This is a genomic window from Bacillus salitolerans (genome assembly GCF_042680805.1).
GTDB classification, from domain to species: Bacteria; Bacillota; Bacilli; order Bacillales; family SA4; genus Bacillus_CJ; species Bacillus_CJ salitolerans.
In genome coordinates this window covers 346,084-368,932 of the sequence record NZ_JBHUEM010000020.1, presented here as the reverse complement: position 1 = coordinate 368,932, position 22,849 = coordinate 346,084, and the positions used below count along the sequence as shown (strand labels likewise).

Here is a 22,849-nt window from a genome sequence, read left to right as displayed (position 1 = left end):
GATTGAATGAAAGTGTTATGTATCGATGGAGGAGGTATAAGAGGAGTTTTTGCCATCTCTCTGTTGCATGCATTGGAAGAGGATTATGGTCATCCTATACATGAACTATTTGATTTGGTTGCAGGGACAAGTACTGGTTCCATTATTGCAACGTCAGTTATCGTTCAACACAATATGAAGGATGTGCTTGATAGCTATAAGAAGTATGGGAAGAAAATATTCGTTCATCAAGCAAAAATAGGTCTTTTCAAAAGTGTATATAGCGATCGTTTTTTGAGGAAGTTTCTTCAACGAGCGTTTGGTAATACTCAGCTTTCTGATATTTATAAACCTCTCTTAATCCCTGCTGTTGATCTGAGTCATGGTAAGCCTTATGTACACCGGTCAAATTACGGTCATCCTGAGTCAGAACATTTTCGCGTGCAACTATGGGATGCTGTTTTGTCTTCTTGCTCAGCACCCATATATTTTCCACCAAACAATATTCATAACCAATATTTATCAATAGATGGTGGACTTTGGGCGAACAACCCATCATTAGTATGTGTTACTGAAGCAATACACCATTTTAAGGTGCCAATGTCTGATATAAAGATTGTATCACTAGGAACAGGTCAGCAAAAAATTGATTTCCCAATGGAAAAGAAAAAGGATTGGGGAATTAGAAACTGGCTTCCATTTCAAATACCATCTATGAAGGTAACACCTAAGTTGCTAGACTTGGCGTTACATTTATCCTCTGAATCTGTTTCCTACCACTGTCAATTACTATTAGGTGAGAACTACATTAGACTAAATGAACAGTTACATGATGAGATACCGTTCGATGAGCTTGACTCGATAGATGAATTGATTGAACTGGGGAGGCAGGCATATCGTCACAATAAGAAGAAGTTGATTAGGTTTTTAGAATTAGATAGTTAATTTATAAAAATGGTAGGATGTCTTCCTGCACTTGTCCAATCAAATTCCACAATTAAACATAGGGTATAGTATACCAATGGAAAGGAGTGAAAGAAATGTCTAACTCAAGAAGAAGACCAGTGATTAATGCCGAGCGTGTAATTATTCACGCAGAGGAAGTCATCGTCATTGAAGCAAATGACAGAAGACGTCATCGAAAAGACAGATTATTCACAGATTTAGCAGGAGTAGAGGATACTAAACGAAATAACTTTGATGATGTTTTAGGTATTGAGGATGTTGATAGAAGAAAAAGAATGTTTCCTTGGTAAGAAGCAGTAAGGCAAAGTAGTTGAATCTACTTTGCCTTTATTAATTGATAAGAATACCTTATTTTGTTTAATAATAAACTTTGAATTTACTAATAAGAAATGTCAACATATAATAGTTTTTACAAAGATTCTAATATTCATCTATTAATAGAGGTGTATTATGAAAGATATAAAATTATTCATTGCAGCGTTTTTCTCTTCATTTGGGAGTACAATGTACTTAGTTATTGTGGCATGGGTGTTATATGAATTAACCTCAGATGCAGCTTATACGGGTTTAATGGTAGGTCTTGGTTTTTTACCTGGGGTGTTCTTGAACTTAGTTTTTGGAATATGGGTCGATCGTGCAAACAGAAAAAAACTCACCACTTTATCAACAAGTATTATTTTAGTATCGATATTTTTCTTATTAATTCCCATGTATTTGAACATCGTTGAGCCTTGGATGATTATAACCGTCCATATGTGTGTTCAAACTTTTTCTTCACTGTTTCGAACAGCTCAGCAGGCATTTATTACGGAAATATACGAAAATGCTGATATTCCACGAATATTTAGCCATGTAGGTTCTGTAACGGCGATTGCGGGATTAGTAGGTACAAGTGTTGGTGGATTCAGTGTGGCCATATTTAATAATACCATTGCCGTTGCTTTAGTGTGCCTATCTTTCATCATCACATTATTGTGCATTTCAATCCTTTCGTATACTCCAGTTTTAACATCAAAATCTTTGTCGAAGCCAACATCTATTTTTCAAGATTTAATTGATAGTTTTACTTATATTCATAGAAACCCTCTTATGTATATATTGTTATCGATCATGCTTGTTGGTCAGTTAGTTGTTCATAATACAACTGGTATGCTTTCAGTATATACAAGTTCGCATTTAAATGGGAGTTCGACTGTATACGGTATATTAGAAAGCGCTGCATCTGTTGGTGCTATACTTGCTGGAATTGTTGCAACAACATTTTTATATAGGAGTAAGGCTTTGGTACCCTTATATGCTCTTGTAATTACTGCACTTGGGTTGCTTGGATTGTGGATTACTCAAAGTATTTATTTTGCTTTCGTTTCTGTCTTCTTTATTGGGCTAGGGACTACATTGCTGAGAGTGCTAATGCAATCCATACAACAAGTAGCCACAGAACCGGCTTTCTATGGCAGAATGGCAGCTACTCGGCAAACTGTCAATCAAACATCTGTAGTAGTCAGTGCACCAATTCTTGGGATTATTGCAGAACATTTAGGGATACAGTATGCTTATGCAAGTTTAGTAGTACCGGTTTCTCTATTAATTTTCATTAGTTACTTTTTTTCAAAAGACATTCAGTTCCGTCAAACGGTATACTCTGTCCTCCCAGATAACAGTACAACCAAGCAGAAGGAAGTTGGACTTTGAATACTATGAATAATATAAAGTTAACTAAACATAAGACCTTTAATATTGATTTTCATTCAAGTTTAGGCATAGTTAGAGATGGATTGCATGGATCGCTCGTTTTTTAGGATCATACAGGGTGACTCTCAGTCTCTATCGGAAGAAATATTTCAACCCAATTAATAGAACACATGTTCCTTTTGTGGTATAATGTTGATGGATAGTTATCTTAAATATGGGGTCGGCTAGCCTTCTAATCCCTTGGGGTAGAAAGGAGGTGATGCCATGAACGGATATGAAGCAATCATAATCGCTGTAACTTCAGCATCTGTCGTAATTGCTGGGACAGGCTTAGTCGTTCAAATTATTAGTTTGCTTTCGAGTAAACAAAAAAAGTAGACCTCACATTTGCAATGGGTAGGTCTACTTTTTCATAAGTATAGGCTGATCCCGAAGGATGCTATCTTACCGTTAAGTGGTGGCACACTTAACGGTTTTTTATTTTGATACAATTATAAATATACTATACCATAATTCCCATTTAAATTCTAGAAAACTACAATTCAGGTGTAAAAATTAAAACTGAAATGTAGTTTTCTATGCATTTAACTAAATAAGAATAATTACGTATACAGGTAAGATGTATTCTCTTCCTATATCGAACGACCGCGGGTAAAAAGAAACTGAAAACCTGCAATTATTCCTTTCTAATGGGATAGGTATTTGACTCATTTCTCATTTTTCAACACAGTATAAGCACCTAATAAAATGAACATCCATATCTTATAACTGACATATAAATAGGAGGAAAACAATATGAATGGTTATTATCAATATCCTGTACAGACATATCATCAAACCGATGAAAGATTCTTACCCCTTTTATTTACGTTAGGTGCTGCTAGTGGTTTTGGTGGTGGATTTGGTGGCTATGGAGGATTTGGCCCTGGAATTGGTCCCGGTTATGGAGGATGGGGTTATGGTCCTAGACCTCGTCCGTTTGGTTATGGATTAGGAGGATTTGGGCCTGGCTACGGAGGATTTGGCGGATATGGGCCAGGTGGATTTGGAAAAGGTTATTGGTAAAATTAGAAGACTAAATTAAATAATATAAAGCTTGTTTATAAGACAATAAATGGCAGGTAATATAAGTATGGAGTTGCAAATATGCAACTCTTCTTACATTTACAATAAAAATTATGCTTCTGTTTTTTCTAAAATAAATTCTTGAAAAATTTAGAGATGATACTTTCTTTATTCTGTTCCTCCTCTTTCGTAGATTCCCTGCTTTTTTCAAGGAATACTTCTTCTTTTTCTATTGCATAGTCGTAGGCGAGAACTAGTCCTATATCCGTTTTCGATTGCTTATTTGTTACACTTGTGAAAGGGTTTCCGTATTTATTAGCTAATTTAATATAGTCTGACAAATATGAGTATTGAATCTGACCATTTAAATAAAGCTTGGCCTTAGGATTGGACCTCAATAATTCCTCTACCTCTAAATATGTACCCGGTTCTTTAACTTGTTGTTGGGTTAAGGCAACTACAATTCGTTCTCGTAATGTCCCAAGAAATCTGTTTCGTTCATCTGGCTTTATTTCTTTCATTCCATAAATACCGGTTTTTAAGTAATCATCTATACTCGGTTTATTAGACATAAAAGGGTCTCCTTTCATAAATTTTTATCATTATAAGAAAATTATATCATTGTATTTTGTATGGATAAAATTAGTGTATGAATTAGTTTATTATTTTTATCTAAAGTGGTATAGACAACTAGATGTTTAGAATAGTAATATATTGGTAAGGGAGCTGATGTTTTGGACCGCGTATCAATTGTCAATGTCAAAGTGTATAGTGAGGATGAAATATATGACCCTGGTTACGTAACCTTTGAAAGAGGGAGAATTATTGATGTAGGTTATTTTTCAGAACATGAGGTACAAGATCTTTCATTCGATAAAATGATTAAATTGAGCCCAAGCTATTCGTTAATTCCGGGAATGATTGATTTACATATCCATGGTGCTGGAGGATACGACACAATGGATGCAACGGAAGAGTCACTACGTTCTATTTCAACGATTCTTCCACAGGAAGGTACTACAAGCTATTTAGCTACTACTATAACCCAGCATGGAGAAGCCATCGAAGCGGCTCTTTTAAATGTGAGGCATTATATTGAACATAAAAATAAATCTGGTCATGCAGAAGTGCTTGGTATTCATTTAGAGGGACCATTTATTAATCAAAATAGAGCGGGAGCTCAACCAAATGAACATATAATACTTCCTAGTGTTGACTTATTTAAAAAGTGGCAAACGTTAGCGAATGGAAATATTAAGCTAGTGACCATGGCTCCTGAGCTTGATAAAGATCACCAATTGACAAAATATCTAAACGATTCAAAGGTAGTTACATCGATTGGACACTCTGATGCAACATATGAGGAAGCAATGGAGGGTTTCCAAGTAGGTATTTCTCATGCTACCCATTTATACAACGGGATGAAAGGTCTACATCACAGGGAGCCAGGGGTTGTAGGAGCAGCATTATTAGATCAAAAAGTATTGGTTGAAATCATTGCTGATGGTATTCATGTTAGACCGGAAATGATTGAACTTGCTTACAAATTAAAAGGGAAAAATGGAATTATCCTTGTTACAGATGCTATGAGAGCAAAGTGTTTAGGGGATGGCCAGTTTGAATTAGGAGGTCAGCAAGTAATAGTCAAAAATAAAGAAGCTACATTAGCTGATGGCACATTAGCAGGAAGTATACTGAAAATGAATGAGGCAGTATTAAATATGAAAACATATACAGGATGTTCATTAGAAGATATCATCCAAATGACCTCATTAAATCCAGCAAAGCAATTAAGAATTGATCATCGAAAGGGAAGTATTGTAATTGGCAAGGATGCGGATCTAGTAGTCCTAAACGAGAAGTTAGAGGTTTACATGACAGTCTGCCTTGGAGAAATTGCATTTAAGGATAGTCTAGAGGAGGATGGACAATGAACATACATGTAGTGGATCATTATGAAAGTATGAGCCAGCTGTCAGCTACTAAAATAATAGAAGCAGTCACTAGTCGTTCTAAAATCACATTGGGTCTAGCTACAGGTGCAACACCCCTTCGAACTTACGAGCTCTTAATTAATGATCATAAACTAAACGGTACATCTTACAAAAATGTGACAACCTTTAACTTAGATGAATACGTTGGAGTAAAACGATTATCTAAAGAAAGCTATTACTCCTATATGAAGAAAAAACTATTTCATTCCATTGATGTAGAAGAAGATAATATTTTTATTCCAAATGGAATGGCGAGCAACCTTCAAGAGGAATGTAACAGGTATGAGCAAATGATTACAAATCGTTGTGGTATCGATTTGCAGATATTAGGCATCGGTGAAAATGGACATATCGGCTTTAATGAGCCTGGTACAAACTTTTCTAGTCACACACATATCGTTGAATTGACTGATTCTACAAAAAATGCAAATGCTCAATATTTTGATAAACCTACACAAATGCCGACACATGCAATTACGATGGGGATTGCGACCATTATGAATGCAAGGGAAATAATGTTATTGGCCACAGGTTCAAGAAAAGCGAATGCCATTTATGAAGTTTTGCATGGGAAGGTTACAAACTTAATTCCAGCAACAATTCTACAACAACATCCAAACGTTACGATTATTGTCGACCGTGACGCATATTCTTTATGTGAAACATACGAAAGGACTAAAAGATATGTTAGATAAGCGATCACCCGTACCTATTTATTATCAATTAGAGGAATTAATAAAATCTAGCATTGAGGAAGGTAAACTCCTGCCAGGAGACTCGATTCCCTCCGAGCGGGAATATGCAGAATTGTATGATGTAAGTAGAATGACAGTTAGACAGGCAATAACCAACTTAGTTCATCAAGGATACTTATATCGTATCAAGGGCAAGGGTACATTTATTCAAAATCAGAAGATTGAACAAAGACTCCAAGGACTAACTAGTTTTTCAGAAGAAATGAAAAGCAGAGGATTTTCCCCAAGTACAGAACTATTACAGTTTCAAATAAAGAAAGCGGATGAGTTAATACTACATGAACTTCAATTGGAAGGTCCTCAGGAAATATACCATTTAAAACGATTACGACTGGCTGATTTCGTTCCAATGGCACTAGAAACGGTATGTTTACCTACTCTTCTGTTACCTAACGTTACTGAAAATATTGCAAGAGGTTCTTTGTACAGTTATGTAGAGGATGAATTACATTTACAGATTGATTATGCAACACAAGAGATTGAAGCAACAGTTGCTAATGCTGAAGAAAGTGAACTTCTAAAGATACCAAAAGGATCTCCAACTTTAACCATTAAGCGAATCTGTTATTTAGAAAATGGTGTAGCCTTTGAAAGTGCAAAAACAGTGTTTCGTGGAGATCGTTATAAGTTTACCGTAGATGTAAAACGTATATAGAAGAATCTAGTACTCAGTTAAGGGGGAGCGGGAATGAGTGATCGAATCTGGAAAGAGAAAATAATTGACATTGTTGGACGAGAAAATTTTCAAGATTCAAATGAAAGTAGATTTGTATATTCGTATGATGCAACACCTAACTTTCAATCCTTACCAGATGCTGTCGTATGTCCTAGGAATACAGAAGAAGTGAGCCAAATCGTAAGAGTATGTAATGAATATCTTGTTCCAATTGTGCCAAGAGGTTCAGGCACCAATTTATGTGCAGGAACATGCCCAACGAAAGGCGGGATTGTACTTCTCTTTTCGAATATGAGAAGTATTTTAGAAGTTGATGAGGAAAACTTAACTGTAACCGTGCAACCTGGTCTAATTACATTTGACATGATTGAGGAGGTTGAAAAAAGAGGACTTTTTTATCCACCAGATCCTAGTTCGATGAAAATTTCGACAATAGGCGGAAATCTAATGGAGAATTCAGGTGGGCTTAGAGGTCTTAAATATGGAGTAACACGCGATTATGTTTTAGGGTTAGAAGTTGTATTACCAAATGGAGCTATCATTCGAACTGGTGGAAAACTTGCTAAGGATGTTGCTGGCTATGATTTAACTCGTTTATTAGTAGGGTCAGAAGGTACATTAGGTATCATTACGGAAGCAATACTTAAACTTATACCAGTGCCAGAGACAACGAGAACAATTCTTGCCGTTTATGAAAATATTGAAGATGCTGCAAATACAGTGTCAAAAATTATTGCAAGTAGAATCATTCCCTCTACACTAGAGTTTCTAGATCGCTCAACTATTGATGTTGTCGAACAGTTTGCAAAGGTTGGACTGCCAACGGATGCAGAGGCCATATTACTTATTGAACAGGATGGTCCACTGGAAGTCGTAAAAAAAGATATCGATAGAATAAGAGAATTATGTATTCAAATGAATGCAATACGGGTTGATATAGCAAAATCTGAAGAAGAAGCAGAAGGATTGCGATTAGCAAGACGATCTGCTCTTTCAGCATTAGCTAGGCTAAAACCAACAACAATTCTAGAGGATGCTACAGTGCCGAGATCAGAAATTGCCAAAATGGTCCGAGCTATTAATAGAATTGCCAAGAAGTATAATGTCCAGATATGTACTTTCGGGCATGCCGGGGATGGGAATCTCCACCCAACATGTTTAACGGACGCTAGAAATCAAGAAGAATTAGAGAGAGTGGAAAAAGCCTTTGAGGAAATCTTTATAGAGGCCATTAATCTCGGTGGCACAATTACAGGTGAACATGGTGTTGGGGAAATGAAGTCACCTTATCTCGGATTAAAGCTTGGAGAGACAGGAATAAATGCAATGTTATCCATTAAAATGGCGTTTGATCCAAATAATATTATGAATCCGGGTAAAATGTTCGCAAAAGACGAAAAAAAGCGGGTGACCGTTTAATGAATTCAAAAGAACCGTGTAAATCTGAGTTACAAGAAGAATTTAAAGAACGAATGGACTATAACGAACTTTTAAACTGCATGAGATGTGGATTTTGTTTACCTTCTTGCCCTACCTATGTAGAGACGAATCGTAACGAAGCTGCCTCACCAAGAGGGAGAATTGCTCTGATTAAAGGTGTAGTGGATGGACTCATTGAGCCTGATAGCCAATTTGAAAATCAATTAAACCAGTGTTTAGGGTGTCGTGCATGTGAGCCTGTATGTCCCTCTGGTGTTAGGTATGGACATTTACTAGAAGAAGCCAGAGATATTATTGAACAAAAGAAAACGAGGTCCATTATCGTTCGCTTCATAAGATGGCTCACATTTAAACAATTATTTCCTTATAAATCCAGGCTGATAAAGCTAAATGGACTCATTTGGTTTTATCAAAAAAGTGGATTGCAAAAGTTGGTTCGCAAAAGTGGTTTCCTTTCTATTTTGCCAACCTCTTTACGCCAAATGGAAAAGATTTTACCTGACATTCCCGCTCCTAAAGAAATGAAACATAGAGAACGATACTTAAAATCTGAAACGAGTCGCAAAAAGACAGTTGCTTTTTTTTCAGGTTGTTTAATGGACACAATGTTTTTAAACACGAATCAATCAACATTACGATTACTTCAAAAGGTTGGTTGCGATATTATAATTCCTGATTTACAAGTTTGTTGTGGTGCCTTACATGGCCATAGTGGGGAAAAGGAACAAGCGAAACAATTAGCAAAAAAAAATATTCAGGCATTTGAAAAGCTTGAAGTAGATTGGATTGTTGTGAATGCGGGTGGATGCGGAGGATACCTTGTTGACTATGGACATCTTTTAAAAGATAACCAAGATTTTGCAGAGCGGGCTAAAAAATTTGCTGGAAAAGTAAAAGATATTTCTGAAGTGCTTGTTGAACTAGATTTTCACAAAATGGATCTCCAACTTTCTAATCAGGTTGTGACATACCAGGACTCCTGTCACTTAAGAAATGTAATGAATTCTTCTGCTGCCCCTAGAACTCTATTAAAATCTATTAAAGGATTATCCTACAAAGAGTTAAAGGAAAGTGACCGCTGTTGCGGATCAGCAGGCATATATAATCTTGTACAAGAAGAAATGTCCCTTAGTATTTTGGATCATAAAATGAAGCACGTAAAAGATATCCAACCTCAAGTAATAGTAACTGCAAACCCGGGATGTCTACTACAAATGAAAGTGGGAATTGAGCGTGAAGGCTTACGTCATAAAATCAAAGCTGTTCATATCTCTGACCTATTGTTAGAGAGTACTAAATCGAGTTTAGGAGATCACTTTTAAATATGTCCTATTATAAGATGGCGCAAGAAACAATGTGCAACTGCAATAATAAATGTTTAAACCGTGTATGAAAAAATAAAGACTTGTTTACATTACAATCAGTACTTTAAACCGTAAACAACAAAAATCTAAGCAGACTTTAATTGGTGGGGAACAAGTATTTAGAAGGTTGTTTTACGTTACCCATCACAGGTTTGGCTATGGGGGAAAAGATGATGACAAATCTAACATTGCGCCAGAAGATTGGAAAGCTCATGGTATTCGGCTTTCAAGGAGACAGCCGAGACACGATCTCACCTGAAATTATCCATTTCCTTGAAGAATATCATGTTGGAGGAATCATCCTATTTGGAAGAAATATGAAAAAGCCAACCGATATATTAGAGCTAACATCGTATATGCAGAAAAAGGCGAAAAAGAGTGGTCATGAACAGCCATTGCTAATTTGTACGGATCAAGAAAATGGTATCGTTAGGAGATTAGGTAAGGATACCACTATCTTCCCAGGAGCAATGCTTCTTGCAGCAACTGAAGATGAAAAGCTTATATATGACATTGGAAGAGCGACAGCTAAAGAGTTAATGGCGTTAGGGATAAACTGGAATTTAGCACCTGTCGTTGATGTAAACAATAATCCACATAATCCTGTTATTGGTGTACGCTCTTTTGGCGAAAAAGCTGAGGAAGTCAGTCGGTTTTCTAAAGCCTCTATGAATGGGATGCAGGCAGGTGGAATAATAACGACATTAAAGCATTTCCCTGGTCACGGAGATACAAATATAGATTCACATTTAGACTTACCTATTATTTCTCACGGGTTAGAAAGATTAGAGAGAATAGAACTTGTTCCGTTCAAGGAGTGTATGATTAATGGGGCGGACACGGTAATGTCAGCGCATGTCTATTTTCCAGTAATTGAATCACGAGAAGGTGTACCCGCTACTATGTCTCACAATGTGATTACACGTTTGCTTCGAGAAAAACTAGGCTTTTCTGGTGTTGTCACAACGGATTGTATGGAAATGAAGGCAATTGCTGATACCATTGGAACAGCCAAAGGTGCCGTTGAAGCCATTAAAGCGGGTGTAGATTTGATTATGATTTCTCATTCTCCTCTGTTGCAAAAAGAGGCGATTGAAGCAATTGCGGTTGCAGTTGAAAGTGGAGAAATCCCTACTTCAAGAATTGAAGAGTCATTAGCACGAATTTCAGCACTTAAGACTAAATACGTCTCTTGGGACAAAATAGAAATAGATGATGAGTCCCCACAGGTTCCTTTAGTGGTGGGAAGTCCTGAACATAACGAGCTTGCTAAACTTGCATATAAACGTGGTGTAACAATTGTGAAAAACAAAAATGGACTTTTACCTTTATCAACAGATTCTGCACATAAAGTCATGGTCATTTATCCAACTAAATCCTACTTAACATTAGTAGAAGATGAGCTTTATTCAGAAAATGTATTTGGAGCAATTGTAAAGGAGGTTCACCCTTCCTCTGAAATCTTTCCAATCTTACATCATTTAAATGAAAGGGATTTAGATGAGCTAGTCGAAAAGACAAGACAATTTGATACGATTGTTGTCGGAACACTGTCCGCCATCCGTTCCAAAGAACAGTCAACCCTACTTAAGGCACTGATGAATACGGGGAAAGACATAGTAGTTATTGCCATGAGAAATCCATATGATCTAATGGTTGTCCCAAATGTCTCAGGATTTATTACTACTTACGAATTTTCTACTAATGCTTTGCGTTATGCAGTCAAAGCATTATTTGGAATAGAAACAGTGAGTGGTAAACTCCCCGTTACAATTCCCTTACATGAGCATTATCAATAAGAAATATGAGAATAATTCTCCCTCAACTAAAAGGGTTTGATTATTCTAAGTTTAATCAGTAGCGAGCATAAAATAATGATTATTTTGTAACACAACTGATGCCATCCGAGTACAGTTAATGAAACGAAAAGAAAAAGCGAGGGTAAGTATTATGATTAGTACTCTTAACACCCTTCTAAACAAACCGAAAAAAATGGCCGTTGGTCTTATGTCTGGTACGTCATTAGACGGTATAGATGCGGCTGTTATTGAAATTGAGGGAAGTGGAATTCAAACGAAGATAAGCTTATTGTCATTTAATACCTTACCTTATACAAATGAGGAGAAGCGAAATATTTTACGTGTTTGTGATCGATCTAGCTCATCTGTTGAACAAATTTGCCTTCTAAATGTAGTGTTAGGGAATAAATTTGCTGATGCCGCGATGCATAGTATTCATAAAGCGGGATTAAATCTAAAAGATGTTGATTTTATTAGTTCTCACGGACAGACTATATTCCACATGCCAGATCATTATGCCACTCTACAAATAGGCGAACTATCGGTGATCGCTAGTAAAACAGGGTGTATTACCGTTGGTGATTTTCGCCCTAGTGATATGGCTGTAGGTGGGCAAGGAGCACCACTGGTACCATTTGTAGACTATCTATTATTCAGGCACACTGATCATGCAAGAATCCTATTAAATATCGGTGGAATGGCAAATCTTACATTTTTGCCTGCAAATGCAAAACCAGACCAAGTTGTCGCATTTGATACAGGACCAGGAAATGTATTAATTGATACAATGATGTCTATAGGTACCAATGGAAGAGAGTCCTATGATAGAGGGGGAGAAGTTGCACTAAGTGGTCAAGTTAGCGAAGAGTGGCTAAAAGACCTTTTAGCGCAAGATTGTTTTACTCTTAAAAAAACACCCAAAAGCACAGGACGAGAAGTATATACACAAGATTTAGCACATGCGATATATTTTCAGGGTAAAGCTAGAAATCTATCATTTTCGGATATTATTTCAACGGTTACTGCATATACAGCAGAAACAATCATACTAAACATTCAGCAATTTGCCGATCCAATCGGTTGTACAAAAGAGGTTCTCGTTGGAGGTGGAGGAAGCCATAACCAAGCAATGATGTCTTATTTGCAATCGAGGCTTGGCAAGCAAGTCGCTTCAATGGAGGACATCAACTTTTCAAGTGATGCAAAGGAAGCAATAGCGTTTGCTATTTTAGGGAATGAGTTCTTACATGGGAATTCAAACAATTTACCATCAGCCACTGGAGCACAAAGACACGTTCCTATGGGAAAATTGGTATTGCCATAGAAGAAAGGGGTAAATTAGTCTATTCATAATCGCTTCTGTTATACCTTCCAATTCACCAACTCAAATCACTGCTTAAAATTATTCAATGCTCTGTCATTATTTCACAGGGCTTTTTTGTGTTTCAGTTTCTGTATTGTTGTTTAATAAAACTATTCGAATAGTGAAATAGAATTTTTTCTTGGAGAAGCGGGTACTCTATGAAAAGTGTATATGTATTGATGGAGGGATAATCATGACAGTATATGTGTATCAAACGTTCGAAATCAAACAAGAGAACTTTTCAGAAGCATTACAAAACATTAAAGATATTCAAAAATTTAGAAATGAACATTATGATCAAAAGGTTGAGATTTTAGCGCCAGTATCAGGTGACGACTTTAAATATGTCTTATTTTCAACCTTTGAAGGTCTTGCAGAAATGGAACTTCAAAATAAAAAAATGTATGAAGATGAAGAGTTCACGAAACTAATCAGTGAGTTTGTTATGGAGAACATTGTTCAAGGAAGTTTAAGCACCCAAATATTCCGATCTATGCCTTTACTTAAATTAGAGGAATAAAAGAAATGTTGTAAAGGCTGAAAGGAGGAGTACCAATGGACTTTTTTGTTCCTTCAAGCAGTTCAAGTGGTGGAAAAGGAAATGAACAAGCCAACTTAAAGTGGTGGCAGTTATCATTAATTGGAGTTGGCTGTACAATAGGAACTGGATTTTTTCTTGGATCAGCTATTGGAATAAAAATAACAGGACCTTCAATTGTTTTTTCCTTTATTTTAGCTGCTCTTGGTACTTATATCGTATACAATCTATTAGCAAAAATGACTGCAGAAGATCCACAGGAAGGATCTTTTTGTTACTATGCAGGTAAAGCCTATGGAAAATGGGCCGGATTCAGCTGTGGCTGGAATTACTGGGGATCTAATATCCTAATTATGGGAAGCCAACTAACTGCTCTTAGTATTTTATCGCAATTTTGGTTTCCAAATATTCCACTGTGGGTATTTGCTGCAATTTATGCAATCCTATCCATATTAGTCGTAATAACTGGAAGTAAGGGTTTTGACAAGGCAGAGAATTTATTCGCTGTTATCAAAACAGCTGCGATTATTATGTTCATTATCATTGCAGCCGCCGCTTTGTTTGGGTGGATTCAGGGTGACGTTAACCATCCTGGAATTCCTGATTCACGAAAAGAGTTGTTTCCTGAAGGGCTTAAGGGGTTTTGGGCATCTCTTATTTATGCGTTTTATGCATACGGTGGTATTGAAGTAATCGGTCTTTTAGCCACGAGCCTAAAAAAGAAGGAAGATGCCCCTAAAGCAGGACTTATCATGCTAATAGTGCTCGTCATTATTTATGTCATTTCACTTGGACTAGCTGTTACAATGGCTAGTCATGGCATGTTCACTGATAAGGAAAGTCCTTTTGTAACAGCCCTAAAAGAATATGATATTACGTTTTTCCCACACGTGTTTAATGGTGCTATTATTATCGCGGGTTTTTCGACAATGACAGCATCTTTATTTGGAGTAACAACCTTACTTGTCACTTTAGCGAATAGCGGTGATGCACCCTCCGTATTTTCAAAGAAAATCAAAAAATGGAAGCAGCTGCCACTACCGTCTTTATTATTAGCAACAGTCGGTCTCTTAGCCTCGATTGTAACAGCTTTATTATTGCCTGGAAAAATATATGAGTATATCACAACAGCTGCTGGAATTCTCATTTTGTTCAATTGGGCGTTTATAATATTTTCTGCCTTTAAAATTTTAGATATCAAAGTATGGGGGAAATTATTGGGCAGCTTTGGCGTTCTATTAATACTCGTTGCTATTAGTGGAACGATTATGGAAGAAACAATCCGATTAGGATTAGTTTTTAGTGTAGTCTTCGTGATTATTATTGGGATTGTTACAGTCATCATGCAGAAGAAAGTTTGGAGTAAGAGCACAGGTTAATAAAAAACATCGAGTATTCTAATACTCGATGTTTTTTTGCTTCTTGTCCAACTATTTCGTTTTAGCTTTCTCTTCAAAGTATCTGTTTAGATTTTTTGATAGCGAATATGTTTATCAACCTCTCAATTATCTATTCAATTCTGATCAGTAAAGACAACTTATAGTGGAAGTATATTCCAAATGGATTGTAAAAGCAATTCTAATAAATGGTAAAATAATGATATAATTTAACGTAAAGTAATGTTCTAAAAGGAAGGGAGGATTCCATGAAACGGGAGGTTACTACTTTTCAATACAATATTTTAAAGAGAGAACTATTATATCTTGAAGAAATAGGGGAATTGTCACCTAACCAAGCTGAAAGCTTCCTTCAACACTATTTCATTAATGACCACCAATCTAGACCACAAAAGCAATCTGTACGACTAAATTTTATACAAATCATAACCATGATTGGATCGATCTTAATTGGGTTGGGTGTACTAAGTTTTGTTGCAAGTAACTGGTCTGCTATGTCAACTATGGAGAAATTTTCTTTATTGCTAGTTACACTTTTTATCGCCTATGCTGCTGCATGGTTGCTTGAGGAGAAAAAGCCAGTGACGTCCAGGGCATTATATTATATCGGTGCCTTTATGTATGGAGCGGAAATATTCTATATCGGACAAATGTTTCACTTAGGTGGAAATATTGGAACAGCATTTATGGCATGGGCTATTGGAATTATTCCGTTAGCGTTCTACTTGAAAGATAAAGTTCTTTATGGTGCAGGATATGGGTTATTTTATCTCTCCATTCAATTAAACTTTATGACTCCAGCTAGCGGTGATCCTTCATTGTGGATGCTAATCATTCTGCCATTATTATTTGTAGCTGTTCGATATACTGGTGATTTTAGTCAATATCTTATTATCGCTAATTTCTTTTTACTTTATCAGTTTGTAGAGCTCAAAGTCATGATAGATGATACGTTTCATTGGTTTTGGATACCACCTATTTTGCTCGGTCTATTTGCTTTGAGTAAATTTGTCTTTCCGAAGGAGCCCTATCTTGTAGTTGTTAATTTTTTCCTTTTGTATCAATTTGCTGAATTTACTTTGTTTCTAAATGGAATAGATAACGTTTATTTCGCACTTTTATTCGGCACTCTTACGGTCTTTTTGATTATAATTGGTCATAAATTTATGAAAAAGTCCGTCATCTTGTTTATCATAAATGTGATCCTTAGCATTCAATTTATTTTTCTTATTTTAATTCATTTGAACATTGATGTTTTATTCTTCTATTTCTTTATTAGCTTTTTGGTGGGAATTGTGTTTACTCACTTCACAATAGAAGGCTATAAAGAGGCTATGAAATGGATAGGGTATTTATTTCAATTAGTTTCAGGAATCGTATTGACAATCCCTATTGTATATGACGGGCTACCAGAAGGTCCGGTATGGATGTTTTTTGGATTAGCTTATATAGTATATGGGGTGTATTTAGTATATAAAAACAAGCTTTTCGGTGTATTGATCGTTAGTATACTTATCTTCCGTTTTTATGTTGATCTGTCTTTAGTCTTTATGAATAAATCCATTGCGTTTTTAATAGGGGGAATTCTTCTACTTTGTTTAGGCTTTTGGTTTGAGAAAACAAGGAGAGGAGATGGAAAATATGAGCAAAAAAAGAGTACCAAATAAATGGTTCTGGGTTTCTTTGCTTATGCCGCTTCTTGTTTTGACTAGTATGCTATATAAACCTGTAAGTACGATGATACATGGTACAGAAATCACTCTTGCTACCATCCCAATTGATCCAAGGGACTTGTTTTATGGAGATTATGTCATATTAGATTTAGAAATTGAAGAAATAGATGTTTCTCTTATTGATCCAACCATTAAAAAGAAGTTAGAAGGCTATGAATACAATCGTCAACTATCCGTATTTGTGTCATTAGCCCGTGGAGAAAATGGTGTTTATCGAGCTGAATATGTGAGTGAACAAAAGCCTGATGGTATATATATTAAAGGTAGTATGAGTCCGTATATAGAGGATAATAGCTGGAACGAAGGTGCAAATTTTAAGGAATACGTACGTGTAGAGTATGGTATTGAAAGATTTTATGTTGAAGAAGGTACAGGATTAGAACTTGAGGACCAAGCAAGAGAAGGTCAAGTTTTAGTTTCTGTAAAAATACAAAATGGATATCCGGTTTTAACAGATATTATCGGTATCGAATCAATTAACCAACAATAGGTTACTCTAAAATACTATAACAATTGAAATGGTGACTAGTATTAGAAGATAAAGAATTATTGATATCTCTCTATAAATAAATTCTATAATGGTTAGTCTTATCTAAAAAAATGCAGCTTTCATTTATGAAAGCTGTTTTTTTTTAGAATTGAAAACCTTTGTCAAAGGCATGGAGTTCAGACGTGGCAAGGTTAAAGGAAGGTTCAAAACTAGAAAGCTTTATTCATTGTAAATATGAATTAGGAAATAAGTACCGTCGAATGATGTCGAATGTTGTCAAAAAATGTCTAGACAATATTGCCACAAATAGATATAGTTAAAACATACAGAAAATTATAATAAATAGGGGTAGAGGCTATGAAAAAATTAAGGACGAAAAAGCAATCGAGTGGAAGCATCTTAACTAAGACATTACAAAGACAAATCTTAATCCCTTTTATTGCAACAATTGTGCTAACCGGTTTGGTCATTTCATTTGTAAGTTACCAAAAAAGCATTTCCATTACCACAAATGAGTTGGTGGCTGGTGTAAGTAATGAAATGGCAAGTATTAACCGTTCGTATTCAATGTTTTTAGATGATATAAATCGAACTGTTGATTTGATTAGCCAAGATCCGTTGTTACATGATTATCAAACAGAGGGATCCATCAATCTTATTTTGGAGGAATTTAAACATACTAAAGATATTAATCCAGACTTTGTAAACGTATATATGGGAACAGCAAGTAATGGAGAAATGATCCTTTACCCTGAAGTCGATCTGCCAGAAGGTTATGATGCGCGCACAAGGCCATGGTATCAGCAAGCAATTGAGAATCCTACAGAAATCATTTGGACGGAGCCTTATGTTGACACGGCTACAAAAGAGATTATTGTAAGTGCAGCAAAGGCTGTTCAAAAATCAGGTCAAATTATTGGAGTATTTTCTGTTGATATTGATTTGTCCACTCTAACAGAATTTATTAGTGAAATAAATATTGGAGAGACAGGGTACGGTGTTCTCTTTGATAATGCAGGTCACTACCTCGTACATCCAAATGCAGAATATATTGGTGTGAATGTATCTGGAGAGGACTATTTTACAAAAATGAAAGCAGAGGGAGAAAGTGGAGTAATCCATTACCAGTTTGAAGGCCAGGAGAAGATCATGGTGTATGTCACGAACCCATTGACTGGATGGAAAATTGCAGGAACAGTTTATACATCAGAGCTGAATAGTAAAGGCCAAGCGATTTTATATCCTATTATCCTTACGTTAGCTATTAGTCTTTTATTAGCGATCATAATATCTTTTGTAATTACTAGACGGATAGTAAAACCAATAAAAGCTCTTCAACAATCGATGAAAGAAATTGAAGGCGGGAATTTATTGGCTGACATTGAAGTTACAAGAAAAGATGAGATTGGTCAGTTGTCAGTAAGCTTCTCCAGTATGATACAGCAATTCCGAAGCATATTAAAGAAGGTTTCAGATGTTTCATTTGAAGTAAGCGACGCTTCCCAAACCTTAGTAGCCAGTGCTGAAGAAAACACAGCCGCTTCAAACGAGGTTTCAGTAACGATGGGACAAATTGCAACAGGAGCATCAGAACAAACAGATATACTGGAAAATAACATTCAAGCAACTAACAGGCTAGCAACTATAATTAAAGATGTTGAAACTCAAACACATGAAATACAAGCAGAATCTCATTCATTATCTAAAGTATCGGATGAAGGGATGAATACTGTTCAAACCCTCTTAGATCAGTTTTCACGTACGAAAGACATGATGACAGATATGAATAAAGCTGTCGGATCACTTGATGAAAAGTCGAACAATATTAATAATATTGTAAAAACAATAACTGAAATTGCAAACCAAACGAATTTATTAGCGTTAAATGCAGCCATTGAAGCGGCAAGAGCTGGTGAACATGGAAAAGGATTCGCTGTTGTTGCAGATGAGGTTAGAAAACTGGCTGAACAGTCCGAAACAGCGTTAGGTCAAATTGCACAAATCGTTGAAAAAATGCAAACTGAAACAAAAAAGACGGTTGGTTTAATCTCTAAAACGAATGATGTCCTAGATCAACAAGGGCAAGCAGTACATGAGACAAACAGTTCATTCTCAACGATTAAATCGGTGATAGAAAGTAATAATGTAAACATAACTAGAATTGTTAAGTCAATGAAGGAAATGGTAAGTCAAAAAGATATATTAGTATCGAATGCAAGTCACATTACATCAATCAGTCAAGAAACAGCAGCTGGAACAGAGGAAGTATCAGCTTCTGTACAACAAACCACAGCAGCAATGGAACAATTAAATACTTTAGCAGAAGAGTTGGAATCACAATCTAGAGTGTTAAGAGACGAATTAAATAAATTTATTATCTAAGATTAGAGCAGGACTGGTGAAAAAAAACGGTTCTGCTTTTTTAGTTTAGACATGGATAAAGGAGCTATTATTGTAGTTTTTAATAAAGATAGTACATTTAAAACATAGTTCGATTATATAAAATATAGATTGATAACCTAAAATACAGTATGATTTACATCACCTTTGCTCTTTATGTTTCTAAGATAAGGTGATTTTTTGTTGTTAATTTATGTAAAAAGTTGTGAATTTTTGTACTTAAACTAACAGGTAGTTTAATGCAAGAAGAATCCTAATCTAATGGGTTATTTATTAAATTTATACAACTAAGAAAAGTTTCTACTCTATAGGTTACAGCTTAATATCTGGCAAACCTTATATTACGAACAGGGGGAATAATATGGAATTTATTTGTTCAGCTAACAAACTGAACTTTTTTTAATGCTTGATCGTTTATGAAAATAAAATTCCATTTTCTTGAAACTATTCTTTATGATATATTAATATAAATACAAAGGGGGTAATGTAATGCGAAGAATATTTTCCGGTTTTTGTTTAGCTTTTATTATTATTCTAATGGGATGTAGTGTAGAAAGTGGTGATAAAATCAAACAGGATCTTAGAGTTATTGTTAAATACAATGACCAAAACTTAGGGGAGGCTGTGCTAAATAATCTTTTTTCCGTTCACCACCTAGAAAACTTAGAAAACTTTATAGTAGGTAAGACTGACAACATAGTTATTATTCACGAACCAATGCCACATGGAACAATGACAGGAGAGCTAGTCATAACTAGACAATTAGACGAAAGTTATGAGATAACCAACAACAATGTAAGCCTTTTTGAAGAGGGGACGCATTCATGTGAAAATATTGATGCTTACGGCTTTGGACTAATATTAAATAAATGTTTGATAAATGATGAATCTATATTTGAAACTGTAGCATTACCGCTATCTACTAGAGATACAAAGAGCATAAAAGAATTAATAGACAAAAAGATAATTGAGAAGTAATTCCTTAATTATGTAACGAGGGGAAAGAGTTATTCAAGGCAATCATTAAATTGATTGTCTTTTTCTTATCATAAATTTAGAGTGAAGTTTTGGGATATTATCGTAAAATTGATATAAGTCGATATTGTACTAACGAGCAGAATAGTTGAAGAAGTAGTAGCTTGATTTTAGAAGAATAAGGAGAGATACATTAAAATGAATAAAACTAATAATCCCGAAAAACTTATTGAAATTGCATTGGGTCAATATGGAATTACTAATTATTCTTCAAGTTTTATAAGACATAACGACAATCTCACATTAAAAATAGATAACAATGACGACAACAATTCTTATGTTTTGCGAATTCATTCCCCTATTACTTCCGGACTACAAGGTGTACAACATACCTTTGAAGGAATAAACGCAGAGATGGAATTGTTAAAAAGTTTAAACGAACAAACTTCTATAAATTTACAGCAACCCATTAATAATCAAAATGGAAACTATGTTTCTACAATTGTTGATGTGGATAATAATCTTACTCCATTGGCAACACTCCTTACTTGGAAAGAGGGCGTTGTCTATACAGGAAAGGAACTAAATTCAGAAAAACTTTCTTATGAAGTAGGAGTGGTATTAGCAGAATTACATAATTTCTCAAATAACTGGATTATCCCGCATCCATTTATACGACCAAATTACGATATTGAAAAGTATAGGAATTTAACTGATAGATTACAGTATGGTGTTGAGATTAATTTATTTACATCTAAACAGTATGATGTGATTTTAGACACTATGAAATATATAAAAATTATCTTCGATAGAACACCAAAAGTGAATAATAATTGGGGGATTATACACGCTGACTTTCAAGGTGGTAACATAATTGTAAATAATGATACAGTTATCCCTATTGACTTTGGTTTCGCAGGTTATGGTTACTATCTATTCGATATTGGTATTAGTCTTACATCATTTGATATTAATCTTAGAAAAAAAGTGTTAGAAGGATATAAAGCATTAAGACCTCTTAGTGAAGAAGACGAGTTGCTAATAAGTGCGGGTTTTATTTTAGCAATTTTCGGAGGATTTGGCTTTATGGTCAATAACCAAAAAGCTCACGAATGGATACAGCGGAGAATGCCTTATGTAACACAAAAGTATTGTAGAGCTTTACTGGATAATAAACCTTTTCTGTTGGATATAGAATAAAAACAACATTTTATTCGAACGGGGGCGATTATTGAACAACAGCAATCGCCTTCTTCAACTATTGGGCAGATTAGTGGAAGAAGGATTGTAAAGTTTGTACAGAATTCTTTTCATTAAAAAAGAAAGATAGGGAGGACTTAAATGGAGAAGTATTATTGGGATACCCAACTGGAATACCTTAAAAGAACAAGAGATTTATATTATAACGATGACTATTTAGAGTTTTTAGTGAGTAGAGTTTGGAAGATTACTAAACCAGTACATATTATTGATTTTGGTTGTGGATATGGGTATTTAGGACTTAAATTACTACCTATTTTACCAAAAGGTTCTAAATATACTGGGATAGATAAGGGACAACAACTGATTAATAAGGCGATAGAGTATTTTCATAACCTTCCATATGAAACGGAATTCTTTGTAGAAGATACAAATGAGATAGAATTAGAGAAAAAGTACGACATTGCTGTTTGCCATGCTTTTTTATTACACATGTCCGAACCAAAAAGAATGCTTCAAACAATGGTAGATTCTATTGTTAACAATGGAAAAATTATTTGTTTTGAACCACATTGGATTTCGGGTATGTCATCATACGAACTTGAAGGGGTTGAACAATCACGGGTTGTTCCACTTGGTATCCTACAGAGATTATTCGAAGAGAGTGCAAACAAAAGTGGTAAAAATGGAAATATCGGAGCAAAAGTGCCTCAATACCTATCTGAATTGGGTGTGAAAAATATTGAGTGCCGAGTCAGTGATAAGGTTAATTTCCTCCATCCCGATATGAATCAACAAGATAAACAAAAATTGTTTAATTCGCTCAAAGAAGACGGAGTAGGTGGAGAACCTGTAAATATAGATCAGTTTATTGAAAGTTTGCAAAAACAAGGGGTCACAATTAAGGAAGCACAGGAACAATTTGAGGCTGAACTGCTGTTTTCACAAGTATTTAACATGGATTCCTCTTTAATATACGCCCCCAGCATGAAAATTACTTTTGGAGAGATTGAAAAATTGTAA

General features: G+C 35.3%; 21 protein-coding genes. 20 read left to right on the top strand and 1 reads right to left on the bottom strand.

Features of this window, described 5'->3' with window-relative positions:
* The first annotated feature begins 6 nt into the window (after positions 1-6).
* The 4 genes from ACFSCX_RS13480 to ACFSCX_RS13465 all read left to right on the top strand — a co-directional run bounded on the left by ACFSCX_RS13480 (position 7) and on the right by ACFSCX_RS13465 (position 3,702).
* On the top strand, positions 7-924 hold the full coding sequence (locus ACFSCX_RS13480; RefSeq protein ID WP_377928769.1) for a CBASS cGAMP-activated phospholipase: 918 nt from the start codon (positions 7-9) through the stop codon (positions 922-924).
* Between the two features lie 95 nt (positions 925-1,019).
* Complete coding sequence (locus ACFSCX_RS13475) at positions 1,020-1,235, top strand: hypothetical protein (RefSeq protein ID WP_377928768.1); 216 nt, start codon at positions 1,020-1,022, stop codon at positions 1,233-1,235.
* Positions 1,236-1,395: 160 nt separating this feature from the next.
* A complete protein-coding gene (locus ACFSCX_RS13470) occupies positions 1,396-2,637 on the top strand; it encodes an MFS transporter (RefSeq protein ID WP_377928767.1) in 1,242 nt (413 codons plus the stop codon).
* 795 nt (positions 2,638-3,432) lie between these two features.
* Complete coding sequence (locus ACFSCX_RS13465; RefSeq protein ID WP_377928766.1) at positions 3,433-3,702, top strand: hypothetical protein; 270 nt, start codon at positions 3,433-3,435, stop codon at positions 3,700-3,702.
* A 128-nt stretch (positions 3,703-3,830) separates the two neighbouring features.
* Here the strand turns inward: ACFSCX_RS13465 and ACFSCX_RS13460 are convergent, their stop codons facing one another.
* Positions 3,831-4,274: a YueI family protein gene (locus ACFSCX_RS13460; RefSeq protein ID WP_377928765.1), complete on the bottom strand. Its 444-nt coding sequence runs from the start codon at positions 4,272-4,274 to the stop codon at positions 3,831-3,833.
* Between the two features lie 162 nt (positions 4,275-4,436).
* Here ACFSCX_RS13460 and nagA point away from each other — a divergent pair, with 162 nt between their 5' ends.
* The 16 genes from nagA to ACFSCX_RS13380 all read left to right on the top strand — a co-directional run bounded on the left by nagA (position 4,437) and on the right by ACFSCX_RS13380 (position 22,849).
* Complete coding sequence (gene nagA, locus ACFSCX_RS13455) at positions 4,437-5,636, top strand: N-acetylglucosamine-6-phosphate deacetylase (RefSeq protein WP_377928764.1); 1,200 nt, start codon at positions 4,437-4,439, stop codon at positions 5,634-5,636.
* Positions 5,633-6,391 (top strand): glucosamine-6-phosphate deaminase, encoded by a 759-nt coding sequence (nagB, locus tag ACFSCX_RS13450; RefSeq protein ID WP_377928763.1) that lies wholly within the window; start codon positions 5,633-5,635, stop codon positions 6,389-6,391. The genes nagA and nagB overlap by 4 nt, the downstream gene beginning before the upstream one ends.
* The gene (locus ACFSCX_RS13445) at positions 6,381-7,106 is read left to right on the top strand and encodes a GntR family transcriptional regulator (protein WP_377928762.1); all 726 of its coding nucleotides are present in this window, start codon (positions 6,381-6,383) and stop codon (positions 7,104-7,106) included. The genes nagB and ACFSCX_RS13445 overlap by 11 nt, the downstream gene beginning before the upstream one ends.
* A gap of 33 nt (positions 7,107-7,139) precedes the next feature.
* Positions 7,140-8,546: a glycolate oxidase subunit GlcD gene (gene glcD / locus ACFSCX_RS13440; protein ID WP_377928761.1), complete on the top strand. Its 1,407-nt coding sequence runs from the start codon at positions 7,140-7,142 to the stop codon at positions 8,544-8,546.
* Entirely contained in the window at positions 8,546-9,889 is a 1,344-nt protein-coding gene (locus ACFSCX_RS13435) for a (Fe-S)-binding protein (protein ID WP_377928760.1), read from the top strand. Before glcD ends, ACFSCX_RS13435 begins: the two co-directional genes overlap by 1 nt.
* A 215-nt stretch (positions 9,890-10,104) precedes the next feature.
* Positions 10,105-11,730, top strand: coding sequence for a glycoside hydrolase family 3 protein (locus ACFSCX_RS13430; RefSeq protein WP_377928759.1), 1,626 nt, complete (start codon positions 10,105-10,107; stop codon positions 11,728-11,730).
* A gap of 118 nt (positions 11,731-11,848) precedes the next feature.
* Complete coding sequence (locus ACFSCX_RS13425; protein ID WP_377928758.1) at positions 11,849-13,054, top strand: anhydro-N-acetylmuramic acid kinase; 1,206 nt, start codon at positions 11,849-11,851, stop codon at positions 13,052-13,054.
* Between the two features lie 232 nt (positions 13,055-13,286).
* On the top strand, positions 13,287-13,613 hold the full coding sequence (locus tag ACFSCX_RS13420; protein ID WP_377928757.1) for a hypothetical protein: 327 nt from the start codon (positions 13,287-13,289) through the stop codon (positions 13,611-13,613).
* A 35-nt stretch (positions 13,614-13,648) separates the two neighbouring features.
* Complete coding sequence (locus ACFSCX_RS13415; protein WP_377928756.1) at positions 13,649-15,010, top strand: amino acid permease; 1,362 nt, start codon at positions 13,649-13,651, stop codon at positions 15,008-15,010.
* Positions 15,011-15,276: 266 nt separating this feature from the next.
* A complete protein-coding gene (locus ACFSCX_RS13410; RefSeq protein ID WP_377928755.1) occupies positions 15,277-16,695 on the top strand; it encodes a DUF2157 domain-containing protein in 1,419 nt (472 codons plus the stop codon).
* Positions 16,670-17,251 carry a GDYXXLXY domain-containing protein gene (locus ACFSCX_RS13405; RefSeq protein ID WP_377928754.1) on the top strand — a complete coding sequence of 194 codons (582 nt, stop codon included), beginning with the start codon at positions 16,670-16,672 and terminating at the stop codon, positions 17,249-17,251. The genes ACFSCX_RS13410 and ACFSCX_RS13405 overlap by 26 nt, the downstream gene beginning before the upstream one ends.
* A 182-nt stretch (positions 17,252-17,433) precedes the next feature.
* Positions 17,434-17,571 carry a hypothetical protein gene (locus tag ACFSCX_RS13400; protein WP_377928753.1) on the top strand — a complete coding sequence of 46 codons (138 nt, stop codon included), beginning with the start codon at positions 17,434-17,436 and terminating at the stop codon, positions 17,569-17,571.
* A gap of 37 nt (positions 17,572-17,608) precedes the next feature.
* Positions 17,609-19,633, top strand: a complete 2,025-nt coding sequence (locus ACFSCX_RS13395) for a methyl-accepting chemotaxis protein (protein WP_377928752.1) — start codon at positions 17,609-17,611, stop codon at positions 19,631-19,633.
* A 507-nt stretch (positions 19,634-20,140) separates the two neighbouring features.
* Positions 20,141-20,629 (top strand): hypothetical protein, encoded by a 489-nt coding sequence (locus ACFSCX_RS13390; RefSeq protein WP_377928751.1) that lies wholly within the window; start codon positions 20,141-20,143, stop codon positions 20,627-20,629.
* A 195-nt stretch (positions 20,630-20,824) separates the two neighbouring features.
* Positions 20,825-21,826: a phosphotransferase enzyme family protein gene (locus ACFSCX_RS13385; RefSeq protein WP_377928750.1), complete on the top strand. Its 1,002-nt coding sequence runs from the start codon at positions 20,825-20,827 to the stop codon at positions 21,824-21,826.
* A 141-nt stretch (positions 21,827-21,967) separates the two neighbouring features.
* A complete protein-coding gene (locus ACFSCX_RS13380) occupies positions 21,968-22,849 on the top strand; it encodes a methyltransferase (protein ID WP_377928749.1) in 882 nt (293 codons plus the stop codon).

Coding starts and splice junctions, on each gene's coding strand:
- ACFSCX_RS13410 (WP_377928755.1), top strand. CDS start 15,277: ATGAAACGGGAGGTTACTACTTTTCAATACAATATTTTAAAGAGAGAA.
- ACFSCX_RS13395 (WP_377928752.1), top strand. CDS start 17,609: ATGAAAAAATTAAGGACGAAAAAGCAATCGAGTGGAAGCATCTTAACT.
- ACFSCX_RS13435 (WP_377928760.1), top strand. CDS start 8,546: ATGAATTCAAAAGAACCGTGTAAATCTGAGTTACAAGAAGAATTTAAA.
- ACFSCX_RS13460 (WP_377928765.1), bottom strand. CDS start 4,274: ATGTCTAATAAACCGAGTATAGATGATTACTTAAAAACCGGTATTTAT.
- ACFSCX_RS13385 (WP_377928750.1), top strand. CDS start 20,825: ATGAATAAAACTAATAATCCCGAAAAACTTATTGAAATTGCATTGGGT.
- glcD (WP_377928761.1), top strand. CDS start 7,140: ATGAGTGATCGAATCTGGAAAGAGAAAATAATTGACATTGTTGGACGA.
- ACFSCX_RS13380 (WP_377928749.1), top strand. CDS start 21,968: ATGGAGAAGTATTATTGGGATACCCAACTGGAATACCTTAAAAGAACA.
- ACFSCX_RS13415 (WP_377928756.1), top strand. CDS start 13,649: ATGGACTTTTTTGTTCCTTCAAGCAGTTCAAGTGGTGGAAAAGGAAAT.
- ACFSCX_RS13430 (WP_377928759.1), top strand. CDS start 10,105: ATGACAAATCTAACATTGCGCCAGAAGATTGGAAAGCTCATGGTATTC.
- nagB (WP_377928763.1), top strand. CDS start 5,633: ATGAACATACATGTAGTGGATCATTATGAAAGTATGAGCCAGCTGTCA.
- ACFSCX_RS13480 (WP_377928769.1), top strand. CDS start 7: ATGAAAGTGTTATGTATCGATGGAGGAGGTATAAGAGGAGTTTTTGCC.
- ACFSCX_RS13470 (WP_377928767.1), top strand. CDS start 1,396: ATGAAAGATATAAAATTATTCATTGCAGCGTTTTTCTCTTCATTTGGG.
- ACFSCX_RS13475 (WP_377928768.1), top strand. CDS start 1,020: ATGTCTAACTCAAGAAGAAGACCAGTGATTAATGCCGAGCGTGTAATT.
- ACFSCX_RS13420 (WP_377928757.1), top strand. CDS start 13,287: ATGACAGTATATGTGTATCAAACGTTCGAAATCAAACAAGAGAACTTT.
- ACFSCX_RS13445 (WP_377928762.1), top strand. CDS start 6,381: ATGTTAGATAAGCGATCACCCGTACCTATTTATTATCAATTAGAGGAA.
- ACFSCX_RS13405 (WP_377928754.1), top strand. CDS start 16,670: ATGAGCAAAAAAAGAGTACCAAATAAATGGTTCTGGGTTTCTTTGCTT.
- ACFSCX_RS13390 (WP_377928751.1), top strand. CDS start 20,141: ATGCGAAGAATATTTTCCGGTTTTTGTTTAGCTTTTATTATTATTCTA.
- ACFSCX_RS13465 (WP_377928766.1), top strand. CDS start 3,433: ATGAATGGTTATTATCAATATCCTGTACAGACATATCATCAAACCGAT.
- ACFSCX_RS13425 (WP_377928758.1), top strand. CDS start 11,849: ATGAAACGAAAAGAAAAAGCGAGGGTAAGTATTATGATTAGTACTCTT.